This is a genomic window from Ezakiella massiliensis (assembly GCF_059862345.1).
The window spans coordinates 99,877-117,635 of the sequence record NZ_JCBCEO010000002.1; the positions used below are offsets into that span (position 1 = coordinate 99,877).

A 17,759-nucleotide genomic window follows, 5' to 3' on the forward strand; every position below is an offset into this window, starting at 1 on the left:
GCGTGAATAAACTTGCTGAAATTATAAAAAATTCAAATAAAATTGTATTTTTTGGCGGAGCGGGCGTGTCCACCGAATCGGGCATACCCGACTTCAGGTCTGCTGATGGCGTTTTTAACAAGGCCATGGGCAGGACCCTTCACGCTGAGGACATGGTCAGCCACAGTTTTTATGTAAAATACCCTGCGGATTTCTTTGACTTTTATAGGAACAATCTCATCTATCCCGACGCCAAGCCAAACGATTGCCACAAGGCCCTGGCCAAGCTCGAGGACATGGGGAAATTATCCGCAGTCATAACCCAAAACATAGACGGCCTCCACCAAATGGCAGGCAGCCACCACGTGTGCGAACTTCACGGCTCAGTCCACAGGAACTATTGCACAAAATGCGAAAAGTTTTATGATTTGGATGAATTTTTAAAACTCGGCGATATACCCCATTGCACAGAATGCGGCGGAGTCGTAAAGCCCGACGTAGTTTTATATGAAGAAGGCCTGGACCAAGCAGTCCTTGCTGATGCAGTCCACGAAATTTCAACTTGCGATACACTCATAGTTGGAGGCACGTCCCTGGTCGTTTATCCAGCGGCCGGCCTCATCAATTATTTCAGAGGCAAGAATTTAGTATTGATTAATTTATCTAAAACCTCCTACGATGGAGCCGCGGATTTATGTATATATGAAAAAATAGGCAAAGTATTTAGAGAGGTTATGCAAGAAATTTGCGGTTAAAATCGCGACTTTTTGCAGTGTTCGACTTTTTGCGAATTGAAGCCCTGCCCAAGAGAGCGAGTGCTAACGACGCTCGATTGGTATGCAGCGACTCACGCAACCTGTTGTTCAATCGTTGGACCGAAGGGAAAAACGATTGAGAACAACAGTCTGAGGAGACGACGTACACTATAGTACGCCTCATTCGTCAAAAAGTCTCAAGCTACAAAAATTCATCAATTTTTCCTCGCAAATTATGAATATGAGGTGTTGAGAATCTTACGGCCCTCGCAAATTATGTATGTATAAATGGCCCTTATGGGTCATTTTTTATTGGAAATATTTTTTATTTGCCCATTGCTCGCCCCTTATGTTATAATGTAAATATAAATCTGCATCTTTTGGTGCAAATGTTTTTGATTGGAGTTATTATGGACAAGACGATTTCACTTTTACGATTCTTAAGACAACTTTCATACGAGAAGGACAAGACTATTTCCAATTTGGATGAATTGGATTTTTATATGTACTTGGACGACCTACCCAAAAATTCGACCTACATTGCCACTGGCGGCCCTGAGGACGAATTTATTTTGCGTATCAAGCGTCCCTTCTCTTCAAAATCTGCTGAGGACCGCCGGATCCAAGATCTCTACCTCAAATTTTTAAAACTCTTTTACATTATTCAAAACGAGAGCGAGGACCTGGACCTTTACATTGCAAATGCGATTCTCACTTCATCCTCTGAGTCCGATATCAATTACCCGGTCTTTACCAAGAGGATTAATATTTCTATGGATCCCAAAAAGCAAATCATCGAGCTCAAGAATTCAAATGTCACTTCCGACTTAAATGTCAAACTCCTGTCCAAGATTTCAAATGTCAACCCCATGGAGCTAAAGCGGATTTCTGACGAGCTCAGGCAAAATTATTACAATCCAATTTCCTCCAAGGAGTCGTCCGCCTTTATGCGGGGCATTGCCAAGCGCCTTCACGCTGAGGGCCAAGTGGTCGAGGACTACACAGCCGACTACAAGCTGACTCCAGTTACTCTAATTGATAGGAATGTTATTATTTTGGCGCCCAAAACTTCTGCAGCGACCACGACCTTTGACCGGGCCATCGCCTTTTACGAGGCCGACCGCAAGTCACCGATCATCTCGCAAATTTCAGGAGACACTGTCATAAAAGAAGAGGAGACCAAGCCCCTTGACTTTGGCCTCTTTACCAAGGAGTACAACTCCGAGCAGCTAAACATACTTAAATCGTCTTACGCCAACACCGTGACCCTCGTCGACGGCCCACCGGGATCGGGCAAGACCCACACGGTTGCCAATATCATCGGCCATTATCTGGCTGAGGGCAAACGCATTTTGGTCTTATCTAAAAAGAAAAAAGCCCTCCGCGTTCTAAAAAACATGATCGACCCTGCCTTTAACGGCCTTGTTGTGTCCAGGATCATGGATTCCAACGACGACATCAACGAAACCCTCTATTATATAAATGAATTTATCTCCAACCACACAACCCTCGAGATGGAAGCCAAGGCCAAGAAATTCGCAGGCGAAAGGGCCGACATCCTCTCCCGCATGGAGGAGACCAAGTCAACCATCCTAAACATCTTGGAGACAGAGGGCCTGCCAATCTACTATGACGACGAAAAGCTCACGCCAATCGAGGCCGCCAAATTCGTCGTGGACAATTACGAATACATGAGCCTCATTCCCGGTTCAATCAAAAACACCGCCTTCCCCTTCGACAAGGACGAACTCGACTACCTTTACAATTCCAACAAGGAAGTCTCTTTCGAAGAGGAAAAGGCTCTTGATAAAAATCTGCCGGACATAAATGAACTCTTAACACCTAGCCAATTTGAAGAAGTCCTTGCAAATCTGGACCGCTTGGAATTTGAATCCCTCAAATACAAGCCCCTGGCACCTGCCGGCACGGAACTCACGGACGACGGAGTCAAAGTCATGGGCGAGATCTTAACGACCTACGGCGATTACGATGAACTCTACACCGACCTTGAAGCCCTGAAATCCTATATAGACTTGCCCGAGTGGCAGCAAAACGCAATCAGGGCCGGCCTAAATATAATTGACAACAAACAATACAAGGAGCTCAGCCGCCTGTCAATGGAAGTTGACCGCTTTAGAGCCGCCAACATCGAAACCCTGACGGGCAAATCCATTGACTATCCAAAGATTGCCAGAGCCGACATAATCGAAGAGCTGGGAATCCTAGAGGAAATTTATTCCAAGAAGGACAAGCCCGGCACTTTTGATATGCTCTTCAAGAAAAACCGCAAGCTAGTTATGGAAGAGTTCAAGATAAACGGCGAGCCCATCCGCAGCAAAAAAGATGTGTCCGATGCCATAGTCCTCATGAACTATGACGTTTTGATTGACGAATTAAAAAGCGTCTACGACGAATTGATCGCCTCCAAAGAAGGCGAACCCTTTGACGATTATTTCAAAAACAAGGACTTCATCTTCCAAAAACTCGAAGAGCTCTACGCTTTCAAAGACCTATACATGAGAGTCCACCACAGGCTGACAGAAATTTTACCGGCCAAGATTATAAACAAGCTGGGTCCGGTTAGCGAAAACCCATCCAGCGAAATCCTCGCCTACTTGTCAACCGACATCTACAATCTCTTGAAGCTCATGAACCTATATAATAAGGAAGTCTTGACTCAAAGGCACAAGCTGACCACAAACGCTGAACTCTTGTCCTCAACAGATGAAATTGAAATCATAAACGCTCTCAAAAACGATACATTAAATAAAAAACTCATCCAATACTCCGAGGACTACGCCGAGTACGAGGCCATGAGTCGCCGTATCGCCATTGCAAAAAAACGTCAACAGCTTTTAAAACGCCTGGACATAGCTCCATCCTGGAAAGAATTTTTGGACAGACGCTTTGGCATCCACGGGGAAAGGGAAGTGCCCGACCACATCGAAACCGCTTGGAAGGTTAAAATCTTGGACGAAGAAGTCTCCAAGATCATCAAAAACCCCTACGAAAAAATGCGGAAGATGCTGTCCTGGTACAGGAAATCCATTATCGAAAACAACCGCGAATACGCGCGCACGCTTTCATGGTACCACTTCCTAAAACGCATGGACGAAAATCCAGAGATCAGGCAAACCTTAAAAGGCCTTGAGCTCACTTACAAAAAAATCGGCAAGGGCACAGGACGCGACGCCAAGGAACTCAAAGCCAAGGCCGACGACCTCTTAAGAGAAGCCCAAGGCTATGTACCTTGCTGGATCATGACCATTGACGACTGCATAGATAACGTCGCCCTCAAACAATACTTTGACCTCACAATCGTAGACGAAGCCAGCCAGGCCGATATATTATCCCTGCCAATCGTCTACACTTCGCCAAAGATAATTGCCATCGGCGACGACAAACAAACCACACCTCTCTACGCCAACATCGGCCTAGAGCGTGTGAAAAACCTAAGGGCAGCCTCACTATCCGAGGACTTCCCCAACTACCACCTCATGGACCTGACCACATCCCTTTACGACATCTTAAAAGCGTCCTTCCCATCATTTTTACTCAAGGAACAATTCAGGTCAGTCCCAGAGATTATCGAATACTCCAACAAACTCTCATACGACGGTAAAATTTTGCCCCTGCGTGACACCAATGATACGACAATTAAACCAGCCCTCAAACTGGTCCATGTGGAGGGCGTTCGCGAAGGCGATACAAACCAAATCGAAGCTGACAAAATCTTGGAGACCATCAAAGAAATCTTGGCAGACCCTGCCTACGACGGAAAGACAATCGGTGTGATATCACTCCTGGGTGACGCACAAGCCAAACTCATAGACGACATGATGATCGAACAAATCGACATCATCGACTACGACAACCGCAAACTTATGGCAGGCACACCCGTCGACTTCCAAGGAGACGAAAGAGATATAATCTTCTTATCCATGGTCGACAGCCCACAGGACAAACCCCTCCGCCTCATGAGCGAAGGAGGAGAAGACCTCAACAAAAAACGCTACAATGTAGCCTTCTCACGGGCCCGCGACCAAGAAATTTTAGTTACGTCCCTCAGACAAAAAGATTTAAAGACGGGTGACCTCAGACAATTCACCATCGAATACTTTGAAGAAGCCCACGAAAACTACCACAAAAACCACACGCTTACAGCCTTTGAAGAAGAAATCAAAGCTGAACTCGAGAGAGCAGGATTCGAAATTCAAACCAACCACTCAGCCGGCAAATACCCACTGCCGCTCGTGGTCAAAGAACCAAAAGTCGCCGTCATGGCCCATTCAGCCAGCATGAAACCCGACCGCGACAAATTAAATACCGAACTCGAAACCACCCTCACCCTCGAAAGAGTCGGCTGGAAACTCGCCCACATCCGCGAAAGCAAATACATCTATGACCCCAAAACCGCCATAGATGAGTTGGTAGAAAATATAAATAATAGAAGATAAGAGATTGATTGATTTAAATCAATTGAATGAAAATCCGCCTCACGGGGCGGATTTTTGAATGGGGACATTTTTATAAAAACTTATATTTTTTTAAACCCCGAAACCTCATACGGGCTGCAACCCGTAATCGGCCCCGGGATGGTCGGGATTAACCACGACCGCTACACGCGATACGCCATTATTAAATGAATACCATTTATATAAATATTTCATATTGATGGGATTTTTATTGATTTAAAAATTCTCAGGCCCACGACGGACCATCGAATTTTTGATCGCCCTCCGGCCGATACGTGCACAGCCACAACCTTGAGCTTTCTATGTATTTATGCTATATTTTACCTAAAGGAGAATAGATATGCATTATTATAGAAGAAATCTCAGATTACCCGACCATGATTACTCGTCTTATGGGCCTTATTTTGTAACATTGATAACCTACAAGGGACAAAATTTATTTGGAAAAATTGAAAATGACGAATTTATTTACCATATTCCAGAACTGGCTGACCTATTTTTTAATACATATAATATAATAGAAGACAATATGCCGGGTGTAAAATTTTTTGAACGTGTAACAATGCCTGACCACGTGCATTTTATTGTTGCTAACAATACCAATCATCAGAAAATCCTTGGAGACATAGTCAAAGAATACAAATCCATAATCTATACTGGGACGGTAAAACTAATCAAAGATGGCAGACTCCCAGAATATAAAAGTAAGTTTTGGCAAAGAGACTATTACGAAAAAGTAATAATGAATCCTCAATCCTACAGAAACTACGCAAATTATATCCGAGACAATCCAAAAAACTACAATAAACCCATATAGTCGCACACCTTTGAAGAAGTTTTCTCTAGGCGATCCTGGAATGGTCGCCTCTCGACCTGTGGTCGAGCATCCGAGTGCCTCCTCACGACGAAAGATGGCTGACAAGAGTTGGAAAGCTCATTTGTCATCAAGCCTCTCTCCAGGCTATGGCAGTGGCGTAACGGCGATCCTGAAATGGTCGCCTCTCGCCCACGGAGACTCGATGTCCCGTGGACGAGATTGCTACACCCAAGTCGAAGCCGAAAAGTTGAAGATATAATTAAACAGAAACATGGCTGTAACACCTTTGTCACATATATATGCTATTATATATCCAAGATCAATCTACGGATTAAACCCCGTGTTTATGTTTCCTAATGTTACGCTAATATTACGTTTACATTACATTGGCTCAAAACACTTGATTTTTAATTCTGATGATTGATATAATAAATGCAAGGATACGATATTCGTATACCAAAATTATTAGGAGGTCTAAAGACTATGAGAAAAACATTATCAATAGTACTTTCACTATTAATGGTTTTATCAATCTTTGCTCCAGTTTACGCTGAAGAAGACGTTAAAGACGTTACAGCTGAAAACATTGCAAAGAATGAAGAATTCATCGATTTCTTAAAAGATGATCTTAAAATCATTGAAGGTGATAAGTCAGGAGATTTAATGCTCGACAAAGACATTGACCGCGCATCATTCGCAGCAATTCTTGTTAGAGCAGACGGAAAGGATGCAGTTGCTAAATCAGTTGCTACTCTTCCAAGCAAGTTTGCAGACATGACTGCTGCTCACTGGGCTAATGGATATGCAACAGTTGCACACGACAACCTATGGATGAAGGGTGACCCACAAAACAACTTCATGCCAGGAAAATCAATTTCCTACGCTGAAATTGCTACAACCCTTGTTAGATTCATGGGAGAAGAAAAAGATGGTATGGTATACCCAACATCTTACATTGCAAAAGCAACTGAACTTGGACTATTCAAAGGTACAGAAGAAATCGCTGGCGAATACACAAAGAACGCAGTACGTAGAAACGTATTCATGATGCTCTACAACGCTCTATCAAGAGAAGACTTTGGTAAATACAATGTTTACAAAATGATCGTTCTTGAAAACAACAGAGTAGCTCAACTTGGTAAAAACCAAATCAAAGCTGAAGTTCTATCAGTTGTTCAAATTGCTAACAACGTTAACGAAAGAGGAGCAGCTAAAGTTGGCGAACAAATGGTATTTGACATTGAAAACGTTAAAGTTGAAAATGGCCTAGCTGACACAGAAAACCTAATGGGTAAAGTTGCTAACTTCACAGTTGATGAAAATGGCAAACTAGTTAAAGTTGTTGTTGATAACACAAACTATGAATACTACTGGGGCGGCTTTGGCGCATCAGAGGATGGTAAAACATTCTCAATCGCTAACAAAAAATTCAACGTACGTTTCGACGAAAGATATTACAGAGAAGGCGATGGTCTCTACAATATTCGAAGATATGACAGAGATGACAGAGTATACAGAACTTATGTAACAAACGACAGAAGAGCTGAAAACTACAACTACCTAGACTTTGCAGAAAGATTAAACCTAAAGAAAGGCAATGACAGAAAGTTAAACGCTAACTTTGCTAGAGTCACAGTTAAAGACGGCATGGTTCTATTTGTAGATGCTTATAACTACACAGACATCGCTCCAGTTCAAAAAGTTGAAAGAGATGGAAACGATGTTTACTACTGGAACGACGCAAGAGACGCTGCAGTAGAAAGAATGACACCAGCTGCTAGAATTATTGGTTACACAGCAAAAGATGGTTTCAGATTAATTTCAAAATCTGATATCAAAGCTGATGACACAATTCACTGGATGGACGGCCTAACACTTGTTAGACAAGACGCAAAACTTGATACAAACCTAGTTAAAACATACATTGACAAATGGGGAGAATTTGCAGTTCTTAAAGTTGCAGAAGATGCATCAGATGCATTCTATCTAAACTCAAAGAAATTCTCTGATATCCCATTCCAATCAGTATATGCATACGATGATAATCACTTCAGAAGATTAGATTCACGTGCACAAATCGATGACATGGTTGGAGCAGATGTTAAAGTATTACTAGACGTGTTTGGAGATATCCAATTAATCACATCACACGAAAAATTCACAGATAGACTAGCTCTAGTTGACAAAGTTATCTCAGCTAAAGGTATGGAATTCTATCTACCAAACGCACCAGAAGAAGTTAAATTCAGATTAACAGATGGTTGGGATTCAAACTACTATCGTTATGGTTGGAATGCAACTCAAACATGGAGATTTGATAGATTCAACAGACTTGACCTAGTTTACACAGCAGCTGACAAAGACGGAAACGCTAAGACAGTTGCTATGATCGATGGATTCGCTTATGGTTATGATAAAGACACTGAAGATTATAACTTTGATGGTCATAAATGGGCTTATGCAGCATTTATCGATGCAAGAAGAGACTTCGTAAGAGTTGGTAGCAAAGACTACAGATACACAGATGAAACTGACGTATTCGTAATCAATGTTGACACAAGAACAGGTAAGAGAGACTATGTAATTTCAAAGGTTACACTAGCTGATGTTAAGAAATACAACGCTGGCAACACTGACCTAATGGCAGCTGTTCTAACAGAAAAAGAATATGCAGATTTCTTAGATAAGATTGACGTTGCAACATGGGGCAGATACAATGATGCTAGAGATGACTTTGCAAAGGCAATTATCTTCACAAACTACAAAGGACCTCAAGCTGACCTAGAAAAACCAGAAATTGGTAGAATTGCAAGAATTGACAACTACTCAAATGTTGTTGAAATCGAAGTATCACGTGGTATGTTCGAAGAATTCAAAATTAATCCAGCTAGCGCAGTTAACATGAGAAATCGTGGACTAATTGGTGAATATGTAGAATTCAGAAGAGTTAAAGATTCAGATCCAAAGGCTGCAAGATTTGATGCTATCATCACAGCAACAGCTGAAGGAAAAGTTGAAGACAGAAGAGCTTACTCAATTAAACTTGAAGGACACTCAGCATTCAAGACAGACGTTAACACTAAAGAATTTGGTGACTCAAGACTTGACTACGCATGGGTATATGTAAGAGGCGGATACGCTGACCTTATCGTATACACAAAACCAGGCGCAGCTCCAGCACTTGAACTAAAACCAGAAGATTATGTTAAATACAATGCATTCAAGGCAGCTCTAGCTACAGCAACAACAACTAAGAATGCTACTAATACTAAGGCTGCTTTGGATAAATACAACGATCTATCAGATGCAGCTAAGAAACTCTTAGTTACAGAAGATGAAAAGAAAGCTCTTGACGCTCTTGTAGATGGAGAACCAGCTGTTAAATTCCAAGCTGATTATGACAAAGCTATTAAAGCTCTATATGACTTCAACAAGAAGATGCAAGCAAAAGCTGCTCCAGATACTGGCAAGATCACAACAGCTGAAGAATATGAAGAAGCTAAAGGTCTACTAGAAGTATATGATGCATACAAGAACATTCCAGGAATTGACACATCTAAGTTAGTAAATGGAAATGCACACTCAGCTATCGAAGCTACAACAAAAGCTAAAGTAACAGCTTATGAAAATAGCATCGAAGCTGATAAGACAACAGCAGCTCAAAAGAGAGTAAATGCTTACAGAGATTCAGAAGCTAGAAGAATTGAAAATGAATTCGCACGTGTAATGAATAACTACACAGACGAAGTTAACGCTAAGGCAAATGTAAAAGCTAAGATTGACGATGTTAATAACGCTATTACAGCTCTAAAAGGCAAAGCTTTCACAGTAGCAAATGCTTCAGAAGAAGCAGCTAAGAAAGCAAACATTGATGCTGATGTTGCAAACATTAGAGCATTAATCGCTGTATACGAAGCTGAAGCTGTAAAATAATTAAGACTTAGTTCTTATTACAACAAAAAAGACCCTTCGGGGTCTTTTTTGTTACATATAATACCTCACTCCTCATAGATCATTTCCCTGATCTTCCTCAAACTTGACAAAACACATAATTATGTTATGATATGATAAAGAAATAAAACGGGAGGACATATATGAATAATAATAAAAAATCAGAAAAATTGTCTGAGGAAAATAAATCTAAATCTCTATTTTCTTGTATTTTTGAAAATCAAGAAAAAAATAGAGAGTGGATAATAAATAAAAAAAGCTTTGAGAATAAATGCATAAATATACAGTATATAGTTAGTTTATGTATAGCAGTCTTATCATCAATCATATTAGGTTGTTTTAATGATAAGATTAAGACAGAGTGCGGTATGAGCTTTTTGCTGTTCTTGCTTTTTGGATCAGTTTTAGTTATTATTGTGGTGCTTTTCTTATCAAAATTGAAAGAAATATTTAATAGTGTATGTAAATTTATTTTTTATGGAGCAAGCGTTTTCTTTGTTGTTAATCTTTGCTTTTTTGCTTTGCTTCTTGTTATAACAAAAAATGTTATAATATCATATTATCTTATGATATTTTTAATGGTTGTATTATGGTCATATATAAGTACACTAGATAATTTGGAAGTTGCTAAAATGGGCAATGGTATAATTTCAGCTTTTGTAACTTTGGGACTTGAATTTACTGGTAATTTGAGAGGAACGCTTGTATTTAATGATCCCGATATTATGAACGCTATTGTTATAAGTAAAAACGTATGGAAAATTCTCCTTTTTCCATTTGTTGCAGCAACATTAATCGGCTTAATTTCTTGTGAGTATAAAGAGTATTGGATTAAAAGAAACGGTAAGTCTAAAGAAATTTATACTAGATATGAGTGAAGCAGAAAAGTATAAGTAGACCCTTCGGGGTTTTTTTACATGTATGTTCTCATAGGGTATGGGATTGTGCAAATTCCCTTGCAATTATACATTGTGGATGCTAGACTGGTTGTAGATGGTAGAGGAAATATTAGCTACCGATTAACTTATAGAGGAGGTAACAATGATTAATTTATTAGATTTTTATTATGATAATATAAAAAAAAATGAATATCACTATAAATTTTTTTCTACAATTGAGGTCTATACTTTTGACTTAAATTCAAATAATGATATAAATGGAGAGAAATTTGATTTTGATATTTTTGATCCAAAAGATGCATTGGAAAAAATAAAAGACTTATGTGAACCAAGTATGAATTATACTCTAAAAGAGGAGGTATTGTTTTATACTTCTTGTTATTTTATTTGTAAATCTGGATATAGAATAAAACAATTCCCAGATATTGTTAGCAGACCTTATGAAGATTTATCTAAATTTACTTATGATGACATCAGGAACAGACTAATTTCTATGGGCAAAGGTGAAGCAAATAGATCTGTAACTTGGGCTGCAAGGAGAGCTTTCGCGAGTGAATTTGAACTAGAGAGAACACCTGGTCGAACATTTAAAGATTTCGCATTAGATGAAAAGTTCAGAGAAATATCTAATAGGTCAGCATCTTTTAGTGAGATGGAGACAGATGAAAAAATAGCAGAATTAAATAATATGATTGAGCACCTTTTAAATAAAGATGGAAAATATCCAGAGCTTGACTGTAGTCCAATTGCTTTTTCATTTATAGATTATGAAAAAATAAAAGAATATAGAACCATTACTCATTGCTTCAGACATAAGTCTGAAAATGCATTAAATGAGAAGAACAATTATACAGATTTACAAAAAGAATTTTTAATAGAATACGGCATAATAATAGTAACAACAATACATGAACTAGTATCATAAACACTTATATAATAATGATTAGACCGGCTTTCAAGAAATTGATTGCCGGTTTTTTTGTGCAAAAAATTCCCTTTTATTTTTTTAAAATACTATGTTTTTTACATAAAACCTAATTTTACATAAAATTACATGACTCATAAATGGCTTGGTTGTGCGATTTGTGCCTATACTTTCAGCGTTTTAAGCGAAAATTTTTAAATTCTGACATATAAAATACGGGACCAAAAATCCTAATTTTTTATGAAGGGAGGGGCACTATGATCTTCTTACAAATTATTCTGGAATTTCTAGAACTAATAGTAAAAAAGGATAAGTATATCGCGGTCGTAAGTATTACAAAAAATATTTTGGATATTACTGATCTTTTGACTGGAGAAATAAATTTCTTTACCGTAGTTATGATAAATGTAAAGCTTATTAAAATTGCCTGGGAATTTAAAAAGATTCTTGAGCAAAACATCATGCACAGAAAAGGGCTATAAGGCCCTTTTTTTATTTGTAATGACTGCCGTCAAGTAGTTGAATTATTGCTTGGTTAATTCTGATTTTTTTATCCAAACGATTTTCTGACATACTTTATATAGGGGAGCTTTTACAGCTTCTCTATTTTTATTTTAAAAATTGTTAGTGAATGATCAGAACTGATCATCCTGGTATAGGGGGTGAAGCTCTCTACATCAGTAACCCATAGTAAGCACACAGGGAGGTGAATGAAGTGCTAAACATACTAAAAATTATACTAAATGTTTTTGAACATTTCGCCACTGGGGCAGCTTATCATGTGGTTTTTGCCCTGAGGATGCTAATTCTTGTCTTTGATGAAATTAAAGATATTGAGAAAGAAAAGATTAAAAAGAAGACAAAGAAGAAGAAAAAATATAAAAACAAAAAGAACAAAACCAAAAAGAAAAGACAGAATAAAAATAAGAAGAAAAAAAGATAAAAGAGGGCGTGAGCCCTCTTTTACATATCAATTTATTCAAAATTCTTATACGTTTTCTTCCCCCCACCTTTGTACACATCTTCGTCATTCACCATATCCCTCATGGATAAATTTTCCCGTGTAGACATCTTTTGCAACTTCTTCATCCCCGTTTCTTTCAAATAATAGACTTTTCTTTTGCTTATGCCCATTATTTTACTAACCTCACTTGCCCGCATATCCATTAAAAATGTTAGTTCTATAACTGTTCTTTCGTCTGGGTCTAATATCGAGAGGAGTCTGGCGACCAGCATTTTATTTTCGTGGGCGGCGATTGCCATGACCGATGGTTGATCTTTTGCTTTGATGTTGTCTATGTCGTCTGTTTCCCGTCTAATCAGGCGCTTGTATTTGTTTATATAAAATAGTTTGAGCCTGGTCTTTAAATATCCTCCGACCGTCCCCTTGGCTGGGTCGTATTCCTTCATGGCCTCAATTACCTCCACAACCCCGTCTTGGTATAGGTCGTCAAAAAATCCCGGCAAATTGCAATACCTAGATATGGACGCCAAAATCAGCGGCCTATAATCCTCAATAATTTTTTCAATTTTATTCATATCATCACCTGTCCTTTTGTTATTATTTGTATTTTCCATTTTATTTTCACATTCCCCCGTGCGATCGTTTTCAATTATATTTTCGTTTTTATTTTCACATTCCCCCGTGCAATCGTTTTAAATTTTAATTTCGTTTTTATTTTCATATTCCTCCATGCGTTTGTTTTCAATTTTATTTTCGATTTGATTTTCCATTTGATATTCATTTTGATTTTTAATTTTCATTTTGTTTTTCCTTCTTTTAGTTATTTTTATATCTATCCTTTTGATTTCTCTCGCCTAAGATATCGGCGGTACCGTCCACTTGCAGCCCTGCCCAAGAGAGCGAGTGCAAACGACGCTCGATTGGTATGCAGTGACTCACGCAACCTGTTGTCCAATCAGGAAAAATTCCTGTAGGGGCGACTTGCAGCCACGCCCAAGAGACGAGCCTTGAAAAGGCGAAGACGATTGGCTAGCGTTGACTCACGCAACTTGTTGCCCAAGAAAACGAGCCATAGGCGATGTTTGATTGGATGCAACAATCTGAGGAGAATGTGGCCCAAATTTTTCCTGATTGGTTACAACAGTCTGAGGAGAATTGTGGACATCTCGATTGCCCAGGTTCGATGCCGGGCAATCGAGGTTTATATACATTATTTTCGCCTGACCCCGCTTGCGATTTCCGGCCTCATATAACGAAGTCAAACTACATATATTATAACACAAAATTCTCATATGTAAATAGAATTTCCTCAATCCACAAACATGGATGTGGCGTAACGGCGATCCTTGCACACGAGGCGGAAAATTGTAGCGGCTACCTTTATGGTAGCCACCGCCTCGTATGGGCAAGAAAACAAAATTTTAGGTAGCGTCCGATTTATTTCGGACAAAAAAATTTTGTTTCATTGGTTGCAACAATCTGAGGAGAATGTGGCCCGAAAAGTCCCGCACTAAAAGCCCAAAATGTCGGTCAATATGACGATCAACAATTAAGAAAAATTGAATAATTCTCCCGAATATGATACAATATTCGGGAGAAAGGTGGTGCGGAATGAATTCTTATTTAGATCAAATAAAAAATAGAATTAAAAATTTTGATAGTGGAAAAGTTTTTATAAATAATGATTTTTTAGATATAGCTAGCAATGAAACAGTACGTAGAACTTTAAATCAATTAGTTAGTGAAAATAAAATTAAGCGTGTTATTAATGGATTTTATTACAATCCAAGTTATAGTGAGCTTATTGGTGAGAATGAGGAGGTTTCAATCCACGAGTTAGCACTTGCTATAGCAAGAAAATATAATTGGAATATTGCTCCATATAATAGCACTGCTTTAAACTTATTAGGACTTTCAACACAAGTTCCAACTCACTATAAATATATATCTAGTGGAAGATATAAGGAATATAAAATTGGAGATACTATTTTAGAATTTAAAAAAGTAAATCCAGGAGAAATTGCCAATATGTCTTTGAAGACAGCGACAGTTATTCAAGCAATTAAATCTTTGGGAAGAGAAAATATTTCTGATGAAGTTATACAAAAGATAAGGGAAAACCTCACAGAAGAAGAGAAGAAGGATTTGATGGCTGAAGCAAAGTCAGTGCCAGCATGGATATATGAAGTTATAAGAGAAATTTGTGAGGGTGAATAAAAACGTATGCCTTATTTAAATTCATTCATCTCATATATCGCTCTGCGGTGTAGCGTCCATCCTTTATGGTGGACATTCCGGGGCCGATGCCGGGTGCAACCCGGTTGAGGTCTCGGCATTTATACGCAATTATGTTGAATATTGAAATTCATTATGATAATATTAAACCACACGGAGGTAGGCAATGTTTGTTAGAAAAGAAAGGCGATTAAAGAATTATAATTACAATGGATATGGCCCGTATTTTATAACAATATGTACAGATAATCGACAAAAATTATTCGGCAAGATTCAGGATGATGAATTTATTTATTACTCCAAAGAATTAGAAAATTTATTCAAAAATACATATAGCAAAATTGAGAATGAGTTTGCAGGCGTAAAATTTAATGTTGAATGCACCATGCCCGACCACGTTCATTTTATTATTTCCAATGCAAGTGATGGAAAATATAATTTAAGTGATATTGTAAGTAGATTTAAAAATTTAATTTATGTTGATTATAAAATTTTGGTTCAAAATAAATTTGCCCCTCAGTATGTAGATAGGTTTTGGCAAAGGGATTTTTATGATCACATAATAAGAAATGATAAAGAGATGGAAGATTGTTATAATTATGTCGAAAATAATCCGCGTGTGGCATCGTTTAAGATTTTGTTAAAGAAATGGAATAGAGAAGCGGAAATAGAGAAACAAAAATTAAAAAATAAAAATAATCATAAATAGCAAAAACGGGGGCATCGAACCCCCGTTTTTGAATGGTCACCATTCTTCTCAGATTGTTGCAACCAATCGGTCAATTTCTTGGCGACCATAAAGGATCGCCTCTACAGGAAATTGACCTCTTGGGCAACAAGTTGCGTGAGTCCTGCATACCAATCGAGCATCGTTATTACTCGCTCTCTTGGGCAGGGCTGCAAGGTGACCTCTACAACGTTCTTATGAATATACATAGATCAAATCACAATTTAGCCATTATTAATTTTCATAAGATATATTTGGGCGTGACGTTTTATTTATACCAATGGTATTCATTATATAGATGCGTATCGCGTGTAGCGTCCATCCTTTATGGTGGACATTCCGGGGCCGAACCCCATTTTTGGGGTGAGGTTTCGGCGTTTTATTGTGCAAATAAAAATTCAAAATTTTTTCCAATTTCTTCGTAATTTTCCTTCGCTCAGGATATCTATATATGCAAGGGGTTAAAAAGGCCTTGCAAAAATATAATTCTAAGGAGGAGAAAGAATGAAAGTTGTATTAAAACTTAAAAAGGAAAGGGAAGGCAAGGAATATTTGTCTTCCAAGACAATCAACAATGTGGCAGATACAGCTTCTAGGGAAGATATCCTAAAGATGGCTGATGGTTTTCACGGCCTTATTGGCCTAGATATGCCAGAAGTCCACAAGGTTGTAACCGAAATCTACAAGGTCGGTGCTTAATATGATTATTATCTTGGCCACCGGCAAGGGTGGACTCAAAGAAATTAAGTTAGATGTAGACGACCCCGGCCCTCCAGGCTATAGCAGAAGCCGCCATTGGCGACGGCACTTTGAACTTGGAACCGGTCGCAGGCCAGGTCTTTAAGATAAATTTGCGGGATATAGTTAAGTATATCCTGTCCATGATAAAATAATATAAGGAGGTAAAGATGAAGAAAAGATTGCAATTGAAATTTGAAAACGCTAATAAACAAAGCTTTTCAATTTCACTATCAGAATTCAAAGAAGGGCTAACAGGAGAGGCAATTAAGCAAGAAACTGCCAAAATCCTCGGATCAAATACTCTAATGTATAAGGATAGCCAAGCCCAAAGCCTATTAGAGGCAAATGTAATCACAATTACAACAGAAAAACTCGCCTAAGAGTGGGTGATGAGAAGGATGTGTAGGGATAAAACCTTACGCATCCTTTTTTTGTTTACAATTTGTGGTGTGGGGGCGATCTAATGGTCACCAATTTGGTGGCCATATTTTCTTTTTGAACAAGAGCTTGGGTGAGGTGTTTATAAATTTAATTTTATAAATTGTTTTCAAAATATATTGACATTTTTCTTTTATGATGGTACTATAAATGTAACATATGTACTAAAAATGTAACATTTATAGTAAAAATGAAAGGTCATTTGAGGAGGTGGGCTTGTGGATGTGGTAATTGAAAATAGGATTGGAGAATTTCGCAAGGAAATGGGCTTGTCCCAGCACAAGTTGGCCCAGGCAGTCGGCCTCAAGAGGCGGTCGATCATGGCTTATGAGAACAACACTATTAGTCCGACCCTGGAAACTGCCTACAAGATTTGCAAGGTTTTGAACAAGGATATAAAGGAAGTTTTTATTTTTAAATAGGAGGATATATGGGTTTATTATTTAATTCCGCTCAGGAGATTAGCGATAAGGTTTATGAGAGATTTGGCGATCGTGAAAATTTCTTGCTTGTCATGAAACACAATGATTTTAAAAAAGATTTATTAAAATTACTGGCTAGCAAGCTCTACTATGCAATGGATTCCAGTCGGACTTTTGTTTTGCATTTTTCGCCCAAGGGCATAGAAGAGGTAGAGGTTTCAAACACCTTAAAGAAAGATTTCCTCCTCATGCCATGGAATGAAATTTCGAATTTTGAAGTGAAGACTGGACTTGCCAAGACTATAATGACATTCAAGCATTTGAATGCAAAAATCAGCTACGAAATTCCCTTTGAGGGCAGACTTTTTGCTGACAACAAGGGCAATTTTTTAAGGCTAGAGGACAGGGATTGGAATAGGATATAGGTGGAT

Annotated in this window: 16 protein-coding genes; 15 read left to right on the forward strand and 1 reads right to left on the reverse strand. The window is 38.5% G+C overall.

Annotated elements, in window-relative coordinates; genetic code table 11:
- Positions 1–2: 2 nt before the first annotated feature.
- The 8 genes from AC6FXG_RS03375 to AC6FXG_RS03410 all read left to right on the forward strand — a co-directional run bounded on the left by AC6FXG_RS03375 (position 3) and on the right by AC6FXG_RS03410 (position 12,744).
- Complete coding sequence (locus AC6FXG_RS03375; RefSeq protein WP_500571574.1) at positions 3–734, forward strand: NAD-dependent protein deacylase; 732 nt, start codon at positions 3–5, stop codon at positions 732–734.
- Positions 735–1,144: 410 nt separating this feature from the next.
- Complete coding sequence (locus AC6FXG_RS03380; protein ID WP_500571575.1) at positions 1,145–5,191, forward strand: AAA domain-containing protein; 4,047 nt, start codon at positions 1,145–1,147, stop codon at positions 5,189–5,191.
- A gap of 358 nt (positions 5,192–5,549) precedes the next feature.
- Positions 5,550–6,026, forward strand: a complete 477-nt coding sequence (locus AC6FXG_RS03385; protein WP_500571576.1) for a transposase — start codon at positions 5,550–5,552, stop codon at positions 6,024–6,026.
- Positions 6,027–6,509: 483 nt separating this feature from the next.
- Positions 6,510–9,959 carry an S-layer homology domain-containing protein gene (locus AC6FXG_RS03390; RefSeq protein WP_500571577.1) on the forward strand — a complete coding sequence of 1,150 codons (3,450 nt, stop codon included), beginning with the start codon at positions 6,510–6,512 and terminating at the stop codon, positions 9,957–9,959.
- A gap of 161 nt (positions 9,960–10,120) precedes the next feature.
- Entirely contained in the window at positions 10,121–10,855 is a 735-nt protein-coding gene (locus AC6FXG_RS03395) for a hypothetical protein (RefSeq protein ID WP_500571578.1), read from the forward strand.
- 163 nt (positions 10,856–11,018) lie between these two features.
- Positions 11,019–11,801, forward strand: coding sequence for a hypothetical protein (locus tag AC6FXG_RS03400; protein ID WP_500571579.1), 783 nt, complete (start codon positions 11,019–11,021; stop codon positions 11,799–11,801).
- Between the two features lie 257 nt (positions 11,802–12,058).
- Complete coding sequence (locus tag AC6FXG_RS03405; protein WP_500571580.1) at positions 12,059–12,283, forward strand: hypothetical protein; 225 nt, start codon at positions 12,059–12,061, stop codon at positions 12,281–12,283.
- A gap of 233 nt (positions 12,284–12,516) precedes the next feature.
- Positions 12,517–12,744: a hypothetical protein gene (locus AC6FXG_RS03410; protein WP_500571581.1), complete on the forward strand. Its 228-nt coding sequence runs from the start codon at positions 12,517–12,519 to the stop codon at positions 12,742–12,744.
- Between the two features lie 32 nt (positions 12,745–12,776).
- Here the strand turns inward: AC6FXG_RS03410 and AC6FXG_RS03415 are convergent, their stop codons facing one another.
- A complete protein-coding gene (locus AC6FXG_RS03415; RefSeq protein WP_500571582.1) occupies positions 12,777–13,340 on the reverse strand; it encodes a sigma-70 family RNA polymerase sigma factor in 564 nt (187 codons plus the stop codon).
- 1,036 nt (positions 13,341–14,376) lie between these two features.
- Here AC6FXG_RS03415 and AC6FXG_RS03420 point away from each other — a divergent pair.
- The 7 genes from AC6FXG_RS03420 (at position 14,377) to AC6FXG_RS03450 (ending at position 17,753) form a co-directional block, all read left to right on the forward strand.
- On the forward strand, positions 14,377–14,982 hold the full coding sequence (locus AC6FXG_RS03420) for a DUF6088 family protein (RefSeq protein ID WP_500571583.1): 606 nt from the start codon (positions 14,377–14,379) through the stop codon (positions 14,980–14,982).
- 184 nt (positions 14,983–15,166) lie between these two features.
- Positions 15,167–15,709, forward strand: a complete 543-nt coding sequence (locus tag AC6FXG_RS03425) for a transposase (protein WP_500571584.1) — start codon at positions 15,167–15,169, stop codon at positions 15,707–15,709.
- Between the two features lie 522 nt (positions 15,710–16,231).
- A complete protein-coding gene (locus AC6FXG_RS03430) occupies positions 16,232–16,426 on the forward strand; it encodes a DUF1659 domain-containing protein (RefSeq protein WP_075574203.1) in 195 nt (64 codons plus the stop codon).
- Between the two features lies 1 nt (position 16,427).
- A complete protein-coding gene (locus AC6FXG_RS03435; protein WP_500571585.1) occupies positions 16,428–16,571 on the forward strand; it encodes a hypothetical protein in 144 nt (47 codons plus the stop codon).
- Between the two features lie 64 nt (positions 16,572–16,635).
- A complete protein-coding gene (locus AC6FXG_RS03440) occupies positions 16,636–16,848 on the forward strand; it encodes a DUF2922 domain-containing protein (RefSeq protein WP_500571586.1) in 213 nt (70 codons plus the stop codon).
- A 276-nt stretch (positions 16,849–17,124) separates the two neighbouring features.
- Positions 17,125–17,328, forward strand: coding sequence for a helix-turn-helix transcriptional regulator (locus AC6FXG_RS03445; protein WP_500571587.1), 204 nt, complete (start codon positions 17,125–17,127; stop codon positions 17,326–17,328).
- 8 nt (positions 17,329–17,336) lie between these two features.
- The gene (locus AC6FXG_RS03450) at positions 17,337–17,753 is read left to right on the forward strand and encodes a histidine kinase (RefSeq protein ID WP_500571588.1); all 417 of its coding nucleotides are present in this window, start codon (positions 17,337–17,339) and stop codon (positions 17,751–17,753) included.
- Positions 17,754–17,759: the final 6 nt, after the last annotated feature.